At 67.7% G+C, this 17,104-nt stretch carries 14 protein-coding genes; 7 read left to right on the forward strand and 7 right to left on the reverse strand.

Annotated features, from left to right (window positions below):
* The first annotated feature begins 38 nt into the window (after positions 1-38).
* The 7 genes from EBN1_RS11730 (at position 39) to EBN1_RS11760 (ending at position 7,465) form a co-directional block, all read left to right on the forward strand.
* Positions 39-806 carry an MBL fold metallo-hydrolase gene (locus EBN1_RS11730; RefSeq protein WP_041646268.1) on the forward strand — a complete coding sequence of 256 codons (768 nt, stop codon included), beginning with the start codon at positions 39-41 and terminating at the stop codon, positions 804-806.
* Between the two features lie 74 nt (positions 807-880).
* The gene (locus tag EBN1_RS11735) at positions 881-3,238 is read left to right on the forward strand and encodes a GspE/PulE family protein (protein ID WP_011238172.1); all 2,358 of its coding nucleotides are present in this window, start codon (positions 881-883) and stop codon (positions 3,236-3,238) included.
* Positions 3,239-3,277: 39 nt separating this feature from the next.
* A complete protein-coding gene (gene rpe, locus EBN1_RS11740; protein ID WP_011238173.1) occupies positions 3,278-3,973 on the forward strand; it encodes a ribulose-phosphate 3-epimerase in 696 nt (231 codons plus the stop codon).
* Positions 3,974-4,011: 38 nt separating this feature from the next.
* Complete coding sequence (locus EBN1_RS11745) at positions 4,012-4,689, forward strand: phosphoglycolate phosphatase (protein WP_011238174.1); 678 nt, start codon at positions 4,012-4,014, stop codon at positions 4,687-4,689.
* 218 nt (positions 4,690-4,907) lie between these two features.
* Positions 4,908-6,395, forward strand: coding sequence for an anthranilate synthase component I (trpE, locus tag EBN1_RS11750; protein WP_011238175.1), 1,488 nt, complete (start codon positions 4,908-4,910; stop codon positions 6,393-6,395).
* A gap of 187 nt (positions 6,396-6,582) precedes the next feature.
* On the forward strand, positions 6,583-7,020 hold the full coding sequence (gene trxC / locus EBN1_RS11755; protein WP_011238176.1) for a thioredoxin TrxC: 438 nt from the start codon (positions 6,583-6,585) through the stop codon (positions 7,018-7,020).
* Positions 7,021-7,129: 109 nt separating this feature from the next.
* Positions 7,130-7,465 (forward strand): zinc ribbon domain-containing protein YjdM, encoded by a 336-nt coding sequence (locus EBN1_RS11760; protein WP_011238177.1) that lies wholly within the window; start codon positions 7,130-7,132, stop codon positions 7,463-7,465.
* Between the two features lie 41 nt (positions 7,466-7,506).
* On the opposite strand, the gene EBN1_RS11765 is transcribed toward EBN1_RS11760, so the two are convergent.
* The 7 genes from EBN1_RS11765 to hyfB all read right to left on the reverse strand — a co-directional run bounded on the left by EBN1_RS11765 (position 7,507) and on the right by hyfB (position 17,102).
* Positions 7,507-9,501 carry a GumC family protein gene (locus EBN1_RS11765; RefSeq protein WP_011238178.1) on the reverse strand — a complete coding sequence of 665 codons (1,995 nt, stop codon included), beginning with the start codon at positions 9,499-9,501 and terminating at the stop codon, positions 7,507-7,509.
* A gap of 273 nt (positions 9,502-9,774) precedes the next feature.
* Positions 9,775-10,338, reverse strand: coding sequence for an NADH-quinone oxidoreductase subunit B family protein (locus EBN1_RS11770; protein WP_011238180.1), 564 nt, complete (start codon positions 10,336-10,338; stop codon positions 9,775-9,777).
* The gene (locus EBN1_RS11775) at positions 10,338-11,882 is read right to left on the reverse strand and encodes a hydrogenase large subunit (protein WP_041646270.1); all 1,545 of its coding nucleotides are present in this window, start codon (positions 11,880-11,882) and stop codon (positions 10,338-10,340) included. Before EBN1_RS11775 ends, EBN1_RS11770 begins: the two co-directional genes overlap by 1 nt.
* A 155-nt stretch (positions 11,883-12,037) precedes the next feature.
* Entirely contained in the window at positions 12,038-13,492 is a 1,455-nt protein-coding gene (locus EBN1_RS11780) for a hydrogenase 4 subunit F (protein WP_011238182.1), read from the reverse strand.
* Positions 13,492-14,151, reverse strand: a complete 660-nt coding sequence (locus EBN1_RS11785) for a formate hydrogenlyase (protein ID WP_011238183.1) — start codon at positions 14,149-14,151, stop codon at positions 13,492-13,494. The genes EBN1_RS11780 and EBN1_RS11785 overlap by 1 nt, the downstream gene beginning before the upstream one ends.
* Before the next feature lie 6 nt (positions 14,152-14,157).
* Positions 14,158-15,105 (reverse strand): respiratory chain complex I subunit 1 family protein, encoded by a 948-nt coding sequence (locus EBN1_RS11790; RefSeq protein WP_011238184.1) that lies wholly within the window; start codon positions 15,103-15,105, stop codon positions 14,158-14,160.
* Entirely contained in the window at positions 15,102-17,102 is a 2,001-nt protein-coding gene (gene hyfB, locus EBN1_RS11795; protein WP_011238185.1) for a hydrogenase 4 subunit B, read from the reverse strand. Before hyfB ends, EBN1_RS11790 begins: the two co-directional genes overlap by 4 nt.
* Positions 17,103-17,104 lie beyond the last annotated feature (2 nt).

A 17,104-nucleotide genomic window follows, 5' to 3' on the forward strand; every position in this document is an offset into this window, starting at 1 on the left:
TAGCCTGCCGCGGCGGACTCCCGGCGCGATCCCAACCCATGAAGCTCAGGATACTCGGCTGCAGCGGCGGAATCGGCGGACGGGCTTCGGGCACGACGGCGTTCCTCGCCGATGACGACATTCTCGTCGACGCGGGCACTGGCGTCGGCGAGCTGGAACTCGACGAGTTGCTGCGCATCGATCACGTTTTCGTCACGCACGCACATCTCGACCATATCGTGTCGATTCCGCTGCTCGTCGATTCGGTCGGCGAACTCCGCGACACGCCGCTGACGGTGTACGCCACGGCGGAGACCATCCGCATGCTGCGCCTGCACGTCTTCAACTGGCAGATCTGGCCGGATTTCACGACCATCCCGGATTGCCACCGGTCGTACCTCAGGTTTCATCCCGTCGAACCCGGCCACCCGATCCGGCTCGGAGCGCGAATGGTCACGCCGCTGCCGGCCCGCCACAGCGTGCCGACGGTCGCCTACTGTCTCGACAGTGGCGAGGGCAAGCTCGTCTATACCGGCGACACCGAGTATTCGACCGAACTGATCGCCGCGATCAACGCGCTCGACCACGTGCGCCACCTCATCGTCGAGACCGCTTTCCCCGAAAGCCAGCACGGCCTCGCGCTCACGGCGCGCCACCTGTGTCCCAGCCTGCTGCATGCGATGCTCGACGAGATCGCCGGGGCGCCCGAAGTCCACATCGCCCACCTCAAGCCGGGCCAGTGCGAACGCATCATGGGCGAGATCGCAGCCGGAGCCGGACGTCTGCATCCGGTGAGGCTCGAGCAGGGCATGATCCTCGAGTTCTGAATTTCCTGGCGACGCCGGCTAGAATGGCCAGCCTCTGCACGCCCCCGTTGAAAGCCCCGACACCAGGAACAGGAATGTCCATGACAGCAGCGCCCGGACGGGCCAGGAAAGGTAGCGACGTCGCCGGCCGTCTCGCGTTTTTCAAAGGACTGCAGGCGATCACGGCACGCATCGATGCCGCCGACGACGTCGATCGCGTCGTCCTCGACCTTTCCGCCGACCTGTGCACGCTGTTCGACGCCGACAGCCTGTGCTTCTTCGCCCTCGATGAGGCCGGCACGACGCTCGTCTTGCGCGTCAGGACCGGCCCGGCGCCCGTCGAAGCGCGACTCCCGGTCGCAGCGCGCAGCATCGCCGGCTACGTCGCACTGCGCCGGCAGCCCGTCAATATTCGCGACGTGCATGACCAGACCGCGCTCCGCGCGCTTTCCCCGGAGCTGCGCTTTCCCCGGAACGGCGACGAGCGCAGCGGCTACCGCACGCGGCAGGTGCTTGCGGCGCCGCTCATCGATCCCGCGAGCGGCGCGCTGCAAGGCGTGATGCTGCTGATCAACGTCACGCGCGGCGAGGAATTTTCGGGCGTCGCGAAGGACGGCCTGCTCGGGCTCGCGCAGGCCCTGGGCGTCGCATACGCCCGACAGGGCAAAGCGCCGGCGGCGCTGCGCTCGCGCTACGATGCGCTGGTCGTCGACGGGCGCCTCGGCGCGGACGAACTCGACGAGGCGGTGCGCCGCGCCCGCGAATGGGGTGCGACGGTCGATGAAGTGCTCGTCGCGACTCGCGGCATCGCGCTGTCCGAGCTTGGCGATGCGGCGTCGCGCTTCTTCCACGTGCCGTACGAGCCTTACCGCCAGGATCGCGTCAAGCAGCTCGACCTGCTGCGCCACATCAAGCGCGAGTACGTGCAGCAGACGGGATGGCTGCCGCTCGAGGAGACTCCCGAAGGCATCGTCGTGCTAGCGTGGGACCCCGAGCAGGTCCGTGCGTCGCGCATCGCGCACAACGTGTTCCCGAAGCGCCGGCTCGCCTTCCGCGTGACGACGCGCGACGAATTCGACCGCACCGTCGATCAGTATTTCGAGCCTTCGATGGAGCTCGGTTCGGTGTCCGATCTGCTGCAGGACCTGCCCGAAGACGAGCAGGACCTGGTCGCCGACGACGTCCTGGCGGCGGCGGACAACGAACTCGTCAAGCTCGTGAACAAGGTCATCATCGACGCGTATCGGCAGGGTGCGTCGGACATCCATGTCGAGCCGCGCCCGGGCAAGGACAAGACGCACATCCGCTTCCGCAAGGACGGCACGCTCGTGCCGTACATCCAGGTGCCGGCGAGCTACCGCAATGCGCTCGTGACGCGCCTCAAGATCATGTGCGACCTCGACATCTCGGAGCGGCGCAAGCCGCAGGACGGCAAGATCCGCTTCCGCAAGTTCGCGCCGCTCGACATCGAGCTGCGCGTCGCGACGGTGCCGACCGCCGGCGGCATGGAGGACGTCGTGATGCGCCTGCTCGGCCACAGCGAGCCGATCCGGCTCGAGCAGCTCGGCCTGACCGCGCACAACCTCGAGCGCCTCCGGCGCACGATCGCCAAGCCCTACGGCCTGTTCTTCGTCTGCGGGCCGACCGGCTCGGGCAAGACGACGACGCTGCACTCCATCCTCGGCCACCTCAACACGCCGGAAACGAAGATCTGGACTGCCGAAGACCCCGTCGAGATCACGCAGAAAGGGCTGCGCCAGGTTCAGGTCAACCGCAAGGCCGGCCTCGATTTTGCGACGATGATGCGCGCATTCCTCCGCGCCGATCCGGACGTCATCATGGTCGGCGAAATGCGCGACCTCGAGACGGTGTCGGTGGGCATCGAGGCGTCGCTGACCGGCCACCTCGTGCTGTCGACGCTGCACACCAACAGCGCGCCGGAATCGATCGTGCGCCTGCTCGACATGGGCATGGACCCGTTCAATTTCGGCGACGCGCTGCTCGGCGTGCTCGCGCAGCGGCTGGCGAAGCGGCTGTGCACCCATTGCCGGCAAGCCTACCGCGCCGACGAGGCCGAAGTCGTGCAACTGCTCGACGAGTACTGCGAAGACATGCACGCGACGCCTGAATTCCACGCCGATCCGCTGGCCGCCCGCGCCGCGGTGTTCGATCGGCTGCGCGCGACGCATGCGGATGCCGAAGGGCGCTTCACGCTTTACCGGCCGGTCGGCTGCCCGGAGTGCAACTCCGGCTACAAGGGGCGGGTCGGACTGCATGAGCTGATGCTCGCCTCGCCCGAGATCAGGCGGATGATCCAGGAGCGCGCGCGCGTCGCGCAGCTGCTGGGTGTCGCGCTCGCCGAGGGCTTGCGCACGCTGCGCCAGGACGGCATCGAGAAAGTGCTCGGCGGCATCACCGACATGGCGCAGGTGCGGCGCGTCTGCGTGCGTTGAACGGTTAGAATCCGCGGCTCGAACGAACAGGAGAACTTCATGCCCCGCATCGCCCCCAGCCTGCTCTCGGCGGATTTCGCCCGCCTGGGCGAAGAGGTCCGGAATGTGGTCGCGGCCGGCGCCGACTGGATCCACTTCGACGTCATGGACAACCATTACGTGCCGAACCTCACGATCGGTCCGCTCGTCTGCGAAGCGATCCGGCCGCACACGAGCGCGCCGATCGACGTCCACCTGATGGTCAAGCCGGTCGACCGCATCGTCCCGGACTTCGCCAAGGCCGGGGCGAACATCATCACTTTCCATCCGGAGGCGTCCGAGCACGTCGACCGTACGCTGCAGCTGATCCGCGACTGCGGCTGCCAGGCAGGCCTGGTGTTCAACCCGGCGACACCGCTGCACCATCTCGACCATGTGCTCGACAGCATCGACATCGTGCTGCTGATGAGCGTCAATCCCGGCTTCGGCGGGCAGAAGTTCATTCCCGGCACGTTGCCGAAACTGCGCGCGGCGCGCGAGAAGCTCGATGCGTACGAGGCGGCGAGCGGGCGGCGGATCCTGCTGCAGATCGACGGCGGCGTGAAAGTCGACAACATCGCGCAGATCGCTGCCGCCGGCGCCGACACCTTCGTCGCCGGCTCGGCCGTGTTCGGCGCCGGGCGCGACGCCGACCCGCACCGCTACGACAGCGTGATCGCCGCGCTGCGCGCCGAACTGGCGAAGGTGGGCGCGTGAGTGCTTCACCAGATTGCAGGAAACCCGAGGGTGCAGCATTGAACGCGCGGCGCTTCCCGGTGCGGGCGGTGCTGTTCGATCTCGACGGCACGCTGCTCGACACGATCGCGGACCTCGCCGAAGGCGCGAACCGCATGCTCGCCGAACTCGGCCGGCCGACGCGGCCGCTCGCCGAGATCCATTCCTTCGTCGGCAAAGGCATCCCGCATCTCGTGCGGCGCTGCATGACCGAGAACGCCCGGGCGAGCGAGGCCGAGATCGAAAGCGCGGTGATGGTCTTCCGTCGTCACTACTCTGAAGTAAACGGCCGGCACACGACGATCTATCCCGGTGTCGCCGAGACTCTCGACGCGATGCGGGCGATGAATCTGCGGCTCGCATGCGTGACGAACAAGGCCGGAGCCTTCACGCTGCCGCTGCTCGAACGCATGCGGCTCGACCGCTACTTCGACGCCGTCGTCAGCGGCGACACGCTGCCGGTGAAAAAACCCGACCCGGCGGTGCTGCACCACGCCTGCAACCTGCTTGGCATCGCCAGCGCGCAGGCGCTGATGATCGGCGACTCGGCCAACGACGCGCTCGCGGCGCGCGCCGCCGGCATGCCGGTGCTGCTCGTGACCTATGGATATAGCGAAGGCATGCCCGTGGACACCATCGAATGCGATGGGCTACTATCGATCGCCACCGGGGCGCTCGAGCGCATCGAAGTCGTCTGACCGATCTGCTGTCCCGCTTGCACCCACCATGAACGAATCGACATGACCCACGACGACCGGGCTTTGGACAAGGAACGCAACGAGACCACCGCCATGCGCTGTTGCTGGCGGCGCTGGTGCTCGTGGCCCGCGGGCCACTAAAACGCGACCGCTTTCGCGGGCTGCCGGCGCGCCCGCACCCCCCTTGTTCCGATCGAACCGTTTCCCGTGGAGTCACCATGCTCGAACATGAATTCAACGCGCTGGCCGCGCAGGGCTACAACCGCATCCCGGTCACGCTCGAAACCTTCGCCGACCTCGACACGCCGCTGTCGATCTACCTGAAGCTCGCGAACGAACCCTACAGCTATCTGCTCGAATCGGTGCAGGGCGGCGAGCGCTTCGGCCGCTACTCGATGATCGGTCTCGCGGCCTCGACGCGCATCGAGGTCTACGGCCGCTCGGCGCTGCTGCTGACCGGCAACCGCCTCGTCGAGCGGCGCGACTACGGCGATCCGCTGAACTACGTCGCCGAGTTCATGGCGCGCATCAAGGTGCCGCCGCGCGACGGCCTGCCGCGTTTCGCCGGCGGCCTGGTCGGCTGTTTCGGCTACGACACGGTGCGCTACATCGAGCCGCGCCTCGCGAAGACCGAGAAGACCGACACGATCGGCACGCCCGACATCCTGCTGCTGCTGTCGGAGGAGATCGCGATCGTCGACAACCTCTCCGGCAAGCTGACGCTGGTCGTCTATGCGGAACCCGAAGTGCCCGGCGCGTTCAAGCGCGCGAAGAAACGCCTGCGCGACCTGCTCGCGCGGCTGCGCGCGCCGGCGGTGATTCCCGAGGATGTGCACGCCGAATCGCAGCCCGCCGTGTCCAGCTTCGGCGAGGAAGGGTTCAAGGCGGCGGTGAACCGCGCGAAGCAGTACATCATCGACGGCGACATCATGCAGGTCGTGCTGTCGCAGCGCATGAGCAAGCCTTACGCAGCGAGCCCGATGGCGCTGTACCGCGCGATCCGCACGCTGAACCCGTCGCCTTACATGTTCTATTTCAACTTCGAGGATTTCCACGTCGTCGGCGCATCGCCCGAAATCCTCGTCCGGCTCGACCAGGACGGCGACGCGAAGCGCGTCACGGTGCGCCCGATCGCGGGCACGCGCCCGCGCGGCGCGACCGCAGCGGACGACCTTGCGCTCGAAGCGGACCTGCTCGCCGACGAGAAGGAACGCGCCGAGCACCTGCAGCTGCTCGACCTCGGGCGCAACGACGCCGGCCGCGTCGCCGAGATCGGCAGCGTCAAGGTCACCGAGCAATTCACGGTCGAGCGTTACTCGCACGTGATGCACATCGTCTCGAACGTCGAAGGACGCCTGAAGGACGGGCTCAACGCGCTCGCCGTGCTGCGTGCGACGTTCCCGGCGGGCACGGTGTCGGGTGCGCCGAAGCTCCGCGCCATGGAGATCATCGACGAGCTCGAGCCGGTCAAGCGCGGCATCTATGCCGGCGCCGCCGGCTACATCGGTTTTCACGGCGACATGGATCTGGCGATCGCGATCCGCACCGCAGTCATCAAGGACGGCCACATCCACGTCCAGGCGGGCGCCGGCATCGTCGCTGATTCGAACCCCGACGCCGAATGGACGGAGACGCAGAACAAGGCACGTGCGATGCTGCGTGCGGCGGAGATGGCGGAATCGGGTCTGGACACGCGGGTCGACTGACACGTCGGACAGCGCGCTCCCGCATGGCCGTCCTGTCATCGCAGGCAGCGCCGGAGGCAGGCAGCGGACAGAATCTCGACGTTGTGTTGAACCGGATCGTCGGATCAGCCTCTGAATGAGCGATGGTGCGATCGCGCATTCACCGGCTGTTCTTTCCCTGTCACCCTGCACACTCTGGGAGGCCCCGATGACCGAAACTCTGACCATTGCCTGTCCGCACTGCCACGTCCTGAACCGCTTGCCCGGCGGGCGTTTGAGCGACGACCCGAACTGCGGCAAATGCCATCAGGCGCTCTTCACCAGCCATCCGGTCGAACTCGACGCCGCGAGCTTTGACGTGCACGCCGGTCATGGCGACCTGCCGCTACTCGTCGATTTCTGGGCGTCGTGGTGCGGTCCGTGCCGAACGATGGCGCCTGCGTTCGAGGAGGCCGCGGCGAAGCTCGAGCCGCATGTCCGGCTCGGGAAAGTCAATACCGAGGAGGCGCAAGATCTCGCGGCACGCTACGCGATCCGCAGCATTCCGACGATGGTGCTGTTCCGCGCCGGCCGCGAAGTCGCACGCCAGTCCGGGGCGATGAACACTGGCCAGATCCTGCAGTGGGCGAAAGCGCAGGGACTGTGAGGGCGTCCGCCCGCGTGCCACGGCGCTGCGCACGACGCAAGAGTTGCCGAGACCGGGCGGGGCGCGGATACTGCCGGCCTTCGAAACCGATAGCCTGAGGAACCCTGTCATGATCCCCGCCTGCCCCAAATGCGCGATGGAGAACACCTACCCGGACGGCGACAATTACATCTGCGCCGATTGCGCCCACGAGTGGCCGATCGCGGCAGCCGCCGACGCGGACGATGAAGCCGATGCAGCGGTGAAGGATGCCAACGGTAACGTGCTGGCGGATGGCGACTCCGTCGTGCTGATCAAGGACCTGAAAGTCAAGGGATCCTCGATCACGCTGAAAGTCGGCACGAAAGTGAAGAGCATCCGTCTCGTCGGCGGAGACCACGAGGTCGACTGTCGGATGGACGCCGGCAGCTTCATGCTGAAGGCCTGCTACCTGAAGAAGGTCTGAGCGGCCTTCTTCCTGCCGGCCGCGCCCCGGCCCGGCCGAGGTCAGGCGGAGCGTACTTGGCGCAGCGCCGGATGAACCTGTTCGATCTCTTCGAGCGGATGCTTCCTGCCCGCCGGCGACAGCGCCGTGTAGGCGCCCAGCATGTCGGCGGGGAGCCGCCCGACGATGCCGAACAGGTCTGCGAAGCGCACCCCCTGGCGCACCAGGTAAGCGATGTAGCTGTGGCGCAGCGCCGCGCACGTGATCTCGTCCGCGCCGGGGATGCCCGCATCGTGTGCGGCATAAAGAAGCGTCGCGTCGAGCGCGTCCGGCGTCCCGTCACTCGCGGCGTCGACGACAGGGCTGTCGTCCGTTTGCGGATGGTGTTCGCGGTACCGGCCCAGCTGTGCCGCCAGTGCCGCAGACAGCGGCACGACGCGGTCGGGCAGGAGAATCTGCCTGCCGGGCAGATCGACCGCAGGCCATTTCAGCCGCGCGAGTTCATCGAACGACAGGCCGGAAAGCAGCGCGAGCGCGCCGAGGCGGGCGTCGTCGGGCAGTTCGTCGAGCAGGTGGGCGATCTCGGCTTCGTCGAGTTCGCGCGGCAGTTGCGCGGCGCTGGCGAGCAGCGCCGACGGCGCGAACTGGCCAAGCGCCTCCGGTGAGCGCATCGGCAGCTGCACGCTGCGCGGCCATGCGGGCGCGATGACGAGCGACGGAGCCGGAGTGGTGCGGTTGAACAGCTCGACGATCCAGGTCGTCAGCAGCGCGAGCAGCAGCGACGCCGTCACGCCGATCGCCGCGTCCCGGCCGTATTGCGGCCGCCAGGGCTCGGCCGGCGGGAAAGCCGCTTCGAGCGTCGTGACTTCCGGAACGCGGATCCTCTCCGCGGCCTGCAGTCCGGTCGCCCTGACGACCGCCGCCCGGTGCATCTCCTCGAGTCCGGTCAGCTCCTCCTGCATCGCCTTGAACTCGCCCAGACGCGCCGTGAACGCCTGGACCGTCCGCCGCTCGCCGCCCGCCTGTTGAGCCAGCCGGTCGACGGCCGCGCGCGCCGCTGCGACTTCCTCTTCGGCGTCGCTCAGCGCTGCCTGCTGCCCTCTTTCGCGGACCTGTTTCATCTGTTCGTCCAGGCTCGCGATCCGCGTGCGCAAGGCCTTGGCGCGCGGATCGAACGCGAGGAAGTCCGGGGTGTAGGCCCGCTCCAGCTCGTGCTGCTCCTCGCGCAACTGCGAGGCACGCTGCTCGATGTTCGACAGCGTCGGGTTGTCGCGCGCCCGGACGATCGACTTGCCGGCGGCGATCGAATCGCGCAGCGAACGCAGTTTCGCTTCGGCTGCGACGAGTCGGTCGTTCGCCGCGTTCAGCGATTGTCCGACGCCCTTGACCTGGCTGAGGACGTGGTTTTCGTCGCGCTCGAGCGCGACGATGTCGTGGTTGCGGCGATAGTCGTCGAGCGCGCGCCGCTTTTCGGCGACGCGCTCTTCGAGCTTCGTGGCCTCGTCCTGCGCCCTGGTCGCGCGGCTGCCCGAATCCTGGCGATAACGTTCGGCGAGCTGGCCGCGGTAAGTGTCGATCAACGCGTTGACGAGCGGAGCGAGCGCGTCGGCCGGCCTGCCGCTCGCTGTGAGCTCGACGACGTCCGTTCCCTCGACCGGTGTCGCGTCGAGCATCCGCCGGTAGTCCTCGATGCTATCGCCGCCATCGCCGGAGCCGGCAGGCAGCGGTGTGCCGATGCCGGCGAGCCGGGCAGCGGCTTTCTCGACGAGCGGACGGCTCGTGAGCACTTCGACTTCGGTCAGGAACGCAGCCCGGACCGCGGTTCTGCGCTCATCGGCAGTGTCGCCGTTGCCCGGCATGTCGATCCGCAGCCGCGCGGCGGTGCGGTATTCGGCGGGACGCGAGTAGTCGTAGATCAGGCTCGCGGCGGCGAGCAGCAGGAAGCTCAGGCCGAAGACGGCAACGCGCCGCCGCTTGGGCGGTGCCGAGTACGCGGTCGGGGCGAGGCCGGGCCAGAACGGATCGACAGTGGCCGGGCCGGTGTCGTCGCGGATCATGGTGCCAATCCATTTTGAATATCATGGCAGCATGACGCGGGATGCGAAGGGGCGCAGCCTGTCGCTGCTGCACAAACGCGCGAAGCGAATTCTTCCATGGGCCTGTCTCCTTCCTCGCCGCATCGCGTAGACTTGACGGACGGATCGAGTGGATGAACTGCGTATGCCTATTGAAGCATTCCGGCGGCGAAAACTCATGCAGGTATTCATCCGCTTACAGTCTTGCCGGACAGGCGCTCGCGCCGCGTCCTCCGGCGCGCGGCAGCGCAAGGTTCAGTTGAAGCCGGGCGTGAAATCGGGCGTCGTGCCCTCGCCTGCGGCAAGGGACGGGCGGCCCCGCAGGGCGGTGAGAATGCCCGCGAGGATGTCGGCCGGGGGAGGGGGGCAGCCGGGAACAGTGACGTCCACCGGGATGACATTCGATATACGCCCGCAGCTCGCGTAGCTCTCGCCGAAAATGCCGCCGGTGCAGCCGCAGTCTCCGATTGCGACGACGAGCTTCGGCGCCGGGATCGCATCGTAGGTGCGCTTCAGCGCGAGCTCCATGTGCCGCGACACCGGCCCGGTGACGAGCAGCATGTCGGCATGACGCGGGCTTGCGACGAACTTGATGCCGAGTCCCTCGATGTTGTAGTAGGGGTTGTTCAGCGCGTGGATCTCGAGTTCGCAGCCGTTGCACGAGCCGCCGTCGACATGTCGGATCGCCAGCGCGCGGCCGAGGATCGCGAGAATGTCGGCGTGGATCAGGTGTGCCCGGTGGCGCGACGGGGAAAGGGTCGGAGAGGCCGATGTGCCGGGACGGCGATGGCGGGCGATGTACTTGAGAATGTGCCACATCACAGATCCTGCGCGGAATAGCCGAGGTTGAAGGACTTGTTGATCAGCGGGAAGTCGGCGACGATGTTGTCGATGCTCGCGTGCTCGATCACCGGCCAGTTCTGCCACGACGGATCGTGGCAATGGCAGCGCGCGATGCGCCCGCGCGCATCGGTTTCGAGCGCGACGAATATTTCGCCGCGCCAGCCTTCGATCCAGCCGGCACCGGACGCCGCGTCGCGAATCGCGACCGGGGCATCGAGCGGGCCGTCCGGCAGCGCGGCGAGCAGCGCGTCGATCAGCCGCAGCGACTCGAAGCATTCGTCGAAGCGCACTGCGACGCGGGCTGCGACGTCGCCGTTGAACTGCGTGGACGCAGTCACCGCGAGCTTGTCGTACGGCGGCCACGGAAAGTCCACGCGCAGGTCCGCGACCTGCCCGCTCGCGCGCCCGGCGAGCCCGGTCAGCCCGAGCCGCGCGGCGAGTTCCGGAGCGACCCGGCCGGTCGTCACGAAACGGTCCTGCAAACCGGCGTGCTCGTCGTAGATGTCCTTCAGTTCGGCAACCTCGGCGACGAGCGCAACTGCGTCGCGACGCAGTTGCGCCGCCGCGGCGGCGTCGAGATCGCGCGCAACGCCCCCCGGGCGGATGCAGTCCATCAGCAGCCGGTGGCCGAACGCCTCGAAGTTCGCCCGCAGCCAGTCTTCGCGCAGGCGCGAGAACTGCGCGAGCGCGAAGCCGAACGCGGCGTCGTTGCCGAGTGCGCCGAGGTCGCCGAGGTGGTTCGCGACGCGCTCGCGCTCGAGCAGCAGCGCGCGCAGCCACGCGGCCCGCTCCGGCACCGCCACGCCAGCAGCCGACTCGGCCGCCATTGCGTAGGCCCACGCATACGCCACGGTGCTGTCGCCGGACACGCGCCCCGCCAGCCGCGCCCCTTCGTCGATGTCCATGCCCATGAAGCGGCGCTCGATGCCTTTGTGCGTGTAGCCGAACCGCTCCTCGAGGCGCAGCACTTTCTCGCCGACGACCGAGAAGCGGAAATGCCCCGGCTCGATCGTGCCGGCATGCACCGGCCCGACCGCAATCTCATGCACGCCGTCGCCTTCGACAAAGACGAAGGGGTAGTTGTCGGGCTGCGGCGCGAAGCGCTCCTGGCCGGTGTTCTCGATGCGCAGCGGGAAGTAGTCGGCCGGCCACGCGCCGTGGCGCAGCCACGGGCGGGAGTCCCCGCTGTCCTCGGCGTCGATGCCGACGAGGTCGTGTGCGGCGCGCTGCATGCGGACTGCGGGGACGAAGAAGCGCGAGATGTCCGGGTAAGCCGGGCGCACGACGTCGAGTCCGAGCTCCGCCCAAAGCAAGCCTTCCGCGGTTGCGTACGCGGCCCCCACCGCAAAACCGTCGCCCATCGCGCGCCGGTCGCTGCCCCACAGGCTCACGAGGCGGCCTTTCGCTGTGGCGACCGCGAGCGCGAGCGCGCTCCACTGCGTGGCATCGACGCGGGCGCGATGCATCGGCAGCGGCGCAGCGAGCCGTTCGAAGCGGCAATCGAGTCCGGAAAATTGCATGTCAGGTCTCCCGCCGGGCCGCCCCAAGGGAGGCCTGCGCCCCCTCGGGGGGGTGAGGCAGGGGTTTCGCGGCGCACTGCGCCGTGCCTGCCGAACGGGCCGGCTGTGCAAAGCCGGCCCTTCGCGAACAAAGTGAGTGTGGGGGTCGTTTCACTCTAGCCTCCGATCATGCGCGCGGCCTCGCGGTACCAGCCGTCGAGCCAGGGCGGGATGTAGAGCCCGAGCATCAGCGCGAGCCCGAGATGGACGAACACCGGCAGCAGCGCGGGCGGATGCGGGAGCGGGCGCAGCGAGGTTTCGCCGAACACCATCGGCTGGACGTGGCCGAAGATCGCCGCGAAGGCGACGCCGAGCGCGACGAGCAGGAACGGCGTCGCCCACGGCAGCTCGCGCATCGCCGTCGTCAGGATCAGGAACTCGCTCGCGAATACGCCGAATGGCGGCATGCCGAGGATCGCGAGCGTGCCGAGCATCAGTGCCCAGCCGACGGTCGGATTCACTTTCAGCAGGCCGCGGATGTCGTCCATCAGTTGCGAGCCGGCTTTCTGCGCCGCATGGCCGACGGCGAAAAAGATCGCCGACTTAACCAGCGCATGTACCGTCATGTGCAGCAGCCCGGCGAAGTTCGCGATCGGGCCGCCGAGGCCGAACGCGAACGTCATCAGGCCCATGTGCTCGATCGACGAGTACGCGAACATGCGCTTGACGTCACGCTGGCGCGACAGGAAGAAGGTCGCGACGACGACCGTGACCAGGCCGAAGCCGATCATCATGCGCCCCGGCAGGCCGTTCGCAAGGGCGCCGTCGGCGAGCACCTTGCAGCGCAGCACCGCGTACAGCGCGACGTTGAGCAGCAGCCCCGACAGCACCGCCGAGATCGGCGTCGGGCCTTCGGCGTGCGCGTCGGGCAGCCAGTTATGCACCGGCACGAGGCCGACTTTCGTGCCGTAGCCGAGCAGCAGGAACACGAACGCGAGCGACAGGATCGACGGGTCGAGCAGGTGCTTCGATTCGGCAAGATGCGTCCACAGCAGCGCTCCGTCGCCACCGCCGATCGCGCGTTCCGCGGCGAGGTAGAGCAGGATCGTGCCGAAGAGTGCCTGGGCGATGCCGACGCCGCACAGGATGAAGTATTTCCACGCCGCTTCGAGGCTCGCCGCGGTGCGATACACCGACACCAGCAGCACGGTCGTCAGCGTCGCGGCTTCCATCGCGACCCACAGGATGCCGAGATTGTTGGTCGTCAGCGCGAGCAGCATCATGCCGTTGAAGAGCTGGTACATGCTGTGGAAGAGCCGCATGCGCTGCGGCGTCATCTTGCCGTGGTCGCGCTCGATGCGCATGTAGGGGCGGGAGAACAGCGACGTCGTGAAACCGACGAACGCGGTCAGCGTCACGAGGAACACGTTGAGCGCATCGACGAAAAACCACTCGTTCCACGCGAGCAGCGGCCCGCCGCGGATCACCTGCACGGTCAGCCACGCCGCCGCGGCCAGCGTAGCGAGACTGACCGCAGCGTTCAACTCCGGCGCCCATTCGCGTTCGCCCCACAGCGCGAGCAGCGCACCGCCGGCGAGCGGAATCGCGAGGACGAGCAGCAGCGCTTCCATCAGTCCTCCTTGAGCTTTTCCAGATGGCGGATGTCGAGGCTGTCGAACTGTTCGCGGATCTGGAACATGAACACGCCGAGGATCAGAATGCCGACCAGCACGTCGAATGCGATGCCGAGCTCGACGATCATCGGCATGCCCGAGGTCGCCGCGGTCGCCGCGAAGAACAGGCCGTTCTCCATCGACAGGAAGCCGATGACCTGGGGCACCGCTTTCGCGCGCACGATCATCATCAGGAACGACAGCAGTACACACGCGAGCGCGATGCCGAGCGTGCCACGCGCGATCGACGCTGATAGCCCGGCGATCGGTGCGGCCAGATTGAACGCGAAGATCACCAGCACGATGCCGATCAGCATCGTTGTCGGGATGTTGAAGAGGGTCTCGACGTCCCAACGAACGTTGAGCCGTTCGATGACCCGGTGCAGCAGGATCGGGATCAGGATCACCTTCAATACGAAGGTCATTGCGGCCGAGTAGTAGAGGTGATGCTGACCCGTGAGAAAGCCGACGATCAGCGTCGCCGCCGCCAGCGCCGCGCCCTGCAGCGTGAAGAGGTGGATCAGCGTCAGGATGCGCCGCTGCGCGATCATCGCGAACGCGAGCACCAGTAGCACGACGGCGAACAGGTTGATCGACTGGGCGAGCAGCGAGGTCATCGGTCCTTACGCTCCGAGCAGCACATGCACGAGCAGCGCAATCACTGCGAGCAAAAATGCGGTGGCAAGGAATTCCGGCACGCGGAAGAGGCGCATCTTCGCGTTGATCGTCTCGATCAGCGCGAGCAGCACGCCGCCGATCGCGAGCTTCGCGACGAGCACCGGAATCGCGAACAGGATCGTCAGCGGCGTGCCGGCTTCGGCGATACCCCACGGCACGAACAGCGCGAGGCCGATGCACGAATACGCGAAGAGCTTCAGCGACGCCGCCCATTCGACGAGCGCGAGATGGCGGCCGGAGTACTCGAGGATCAGCGCCTCGTGGATCATCGTCAGCTCGAGGTGGGTCGCCGGGTTGTCGACCGGCACGCGCGCGTTCTCCGCGAGCGACACCATCGTGAAGGCGACGCCGGCCACCGCCAGGCTCGGGTAGATCGCGAACGGCTCGTGCGCGAGCGTCTCGACGATCTTCGCGAGCGACGTCGATTGCGTGATCAGCGACGCGGAAAACAGCACCATCAGCAGCGCCGGCTCGGCGAGGAAGCCGACCAGCATCTCGCGGCGCGCGCCGAGCGTGCCGAAAGACGTGCCGATGTCCATCGCCGCGAGCGAGATGAACACGCGTGCGAGCGCAAACAGGCCGACCAGCGCGATCGCGTCGGCGGCCGGGGCGAGCGGCAGGTCGGTCGACAGCGTCGGGGCAATGCCGCACGCGAGCGCCATGCAGCCGAACATGACGTAGGGCGCGACACGGAACAGCGGCGAGGCCGTCTCGGCGACGACCGATTCCTTGTTGAACAGCTTGTGCAGCACGCGGTAGGGCTGCAGCAGGCTCGGCGCACGCCGGTTCTGCAGCCACGCGCGCCACTGGTTGATCCAGCCGGTCAACAGCGGCGCGAGCGCCAGAGCGAGGACGATTGCGAGCAGCTGCGCGAAGAGGCCGGTAAAGGTCATGCTTTCGCCACCAGCAGCAGCACGATCAGCGTGACGAAGCTGTACAGCAGGTAGATCGCGATGCGCCCCCGCTGCAGCCGCCCGACCACGCGTGCGACGCGCTCCGTGAGGCGCGCGAGAGGGAGGTACAGCCAGTGCCAGAAATGGTCCTCGATCGTCACCCGATACACCGGCCGCGCGTCGAAGGGCGCCGGCAGCTCGCGTCGCATGCGGAACACCGGCTCGAAGATCTGGCGGATCGGCTGGCCGAAGCCCTCGGCAGTGTCCTGCATGCGTGCGGTCTGCGCCGGATAGCCGCAGTCCCACGCCGGCGCGCGGCGCAGCCGGCCGTGGTAGAAGCGGCGCACGAGCACGGCCGCGAGCAGGACCGAGAGGCCGACGACAACGAGGAATACCAGCGGGTTGTAGCTCGCGCGCTCGAGCGAGCTCGGCGCGAGCAGCAGCCAGCCGTTCGCCCGCACCGTGGCGCCGATGCCGCCGCCGACGAGGAGCTGCGTGACGCGGTCGATGATGCCGATGATCGGCACCGGGAACAGGCCGAGCAGCACGCAGCCGGCGCCGAGCCATACAAGGCCGGCGCGTTCGAGCGGCGATGCCGGGTGGGCTTCGGCGAGCTTCGGTTCGCGCGGCTGGCCGAGAAAGATCACGCCGAAGAACTTCACCATCGTGTAGCCGGCGAGCGCCGCGACCAGCGCGATGCCTGCGGCGAGCACCGGCACCAGCATGTTGAGGAAGGAGTCCGGCAGGTCGGTCGTGAACAGGAAGCTCTGCAGCAGCAGCCATTCGGAGACGAAACCGGAAAACGGCGGCAGCCCCGAGCTCGCGAGCACGCCGACGAGCGACAGCCACGCGACCCACGGCATGCGTCGCATCAGCCCACCGAGCTTGCCGAGGCTGCGCTCGCCGGTCGAGTGCAGCACCGAGCCCGTCGCGAGGAACAGCAGGCTCTTGAAAAACGCGTGGCCGATGACGTGGTACAGCGCTGCGGTCAGCGCCAGCGCGGACAGCGCGGTCATCCCGTACGCATTGAACAGCACGCCGAGGCCGAGGCCGACGAAGAGGAGCCCGATGTTCTCGATCGACGAATAGGCGAGCAGGCGCTTCATGTCGGTCTGCACCGCGCTGAACACGACGCCATACAGCGCCGTCGCCAGTCCCACTGCGAGCAGCAGCACGCCCCACCACCACTGCTGCGCGCCGAGAAGATCGAAGCTCACGCGCAGCAGGCCGTAGATCGCGGTCTTCAGCATCACGCCGCTCATCAGCGCCGACACCGGCGACGGCGCAGCCGGATGCGCTTCGGGCAGCCACACGTGCAGCGGCAGGATGCCTGCTTTCGCGCCGAAACCGACCGTCGCGAGCAGGAATGCGGCCGAGGCCCACAGCGGCGGCAGTGATTGCGCGCGCATGTTGGCGAACGTGTAGTCGCCGGTGTTCGCCTGCAGCACGCCGAAGCACAGCAGGATCGCGATCGCGCCGACGTGCGCGACGAGCAGGTACAGGAAGCCCGCTGCGCGGATCGCCGGCACGCGGTGGTTCGCCGTGACGAGGAAGAACGACGACAGCGCCATCGTCTCCCACATCACCATGAACGCATAGGCGTCGTCGGCGAGCACGACCATCGCCATGCTGGCGAGGAAGAGGTGATATTCGAGGCACATCAGGCCCGGCGGCGTGCCTTCGCCGAGGCGGAAATAGCCCGCGGCGAAGATCGAGATGCCGACGCCGGTCGCGCCGATCACGAACAGGAAGAACGCCGACAGGCCGTCGAGCCGCAGGTGGAACGGCAGATCCGGCAGGCCGAGCGCGAGGATCGCGGTCTGCGGCGTGTCGAACATCGCCGCGAGCGCGAATCCGGCCAGTGCGAGCCCGAGCGCGGCGCCCGCCGGGAACAGCGTGCGGGCGACGAACGCGGTGTTGCGCAGCGCCGCGATTCCGGCGAGCCCGAGCGCGAGCCAGCCGGCGATGACGATCAGGATCCAGTCGAGAAGCAGCACGT

The sequence above is a fragment of the Aromatoleum aromaticum EbN1 genome (assembly GCF_000025965.1).
GTDB classification, from domain to species: domain Bacteria; phylum Pseudomonadota; class Gammaproteobacteria; order Burkholderiales; family Rhodocyclaceae; genus Aromatoleum; species Aromatoleum aromaticum.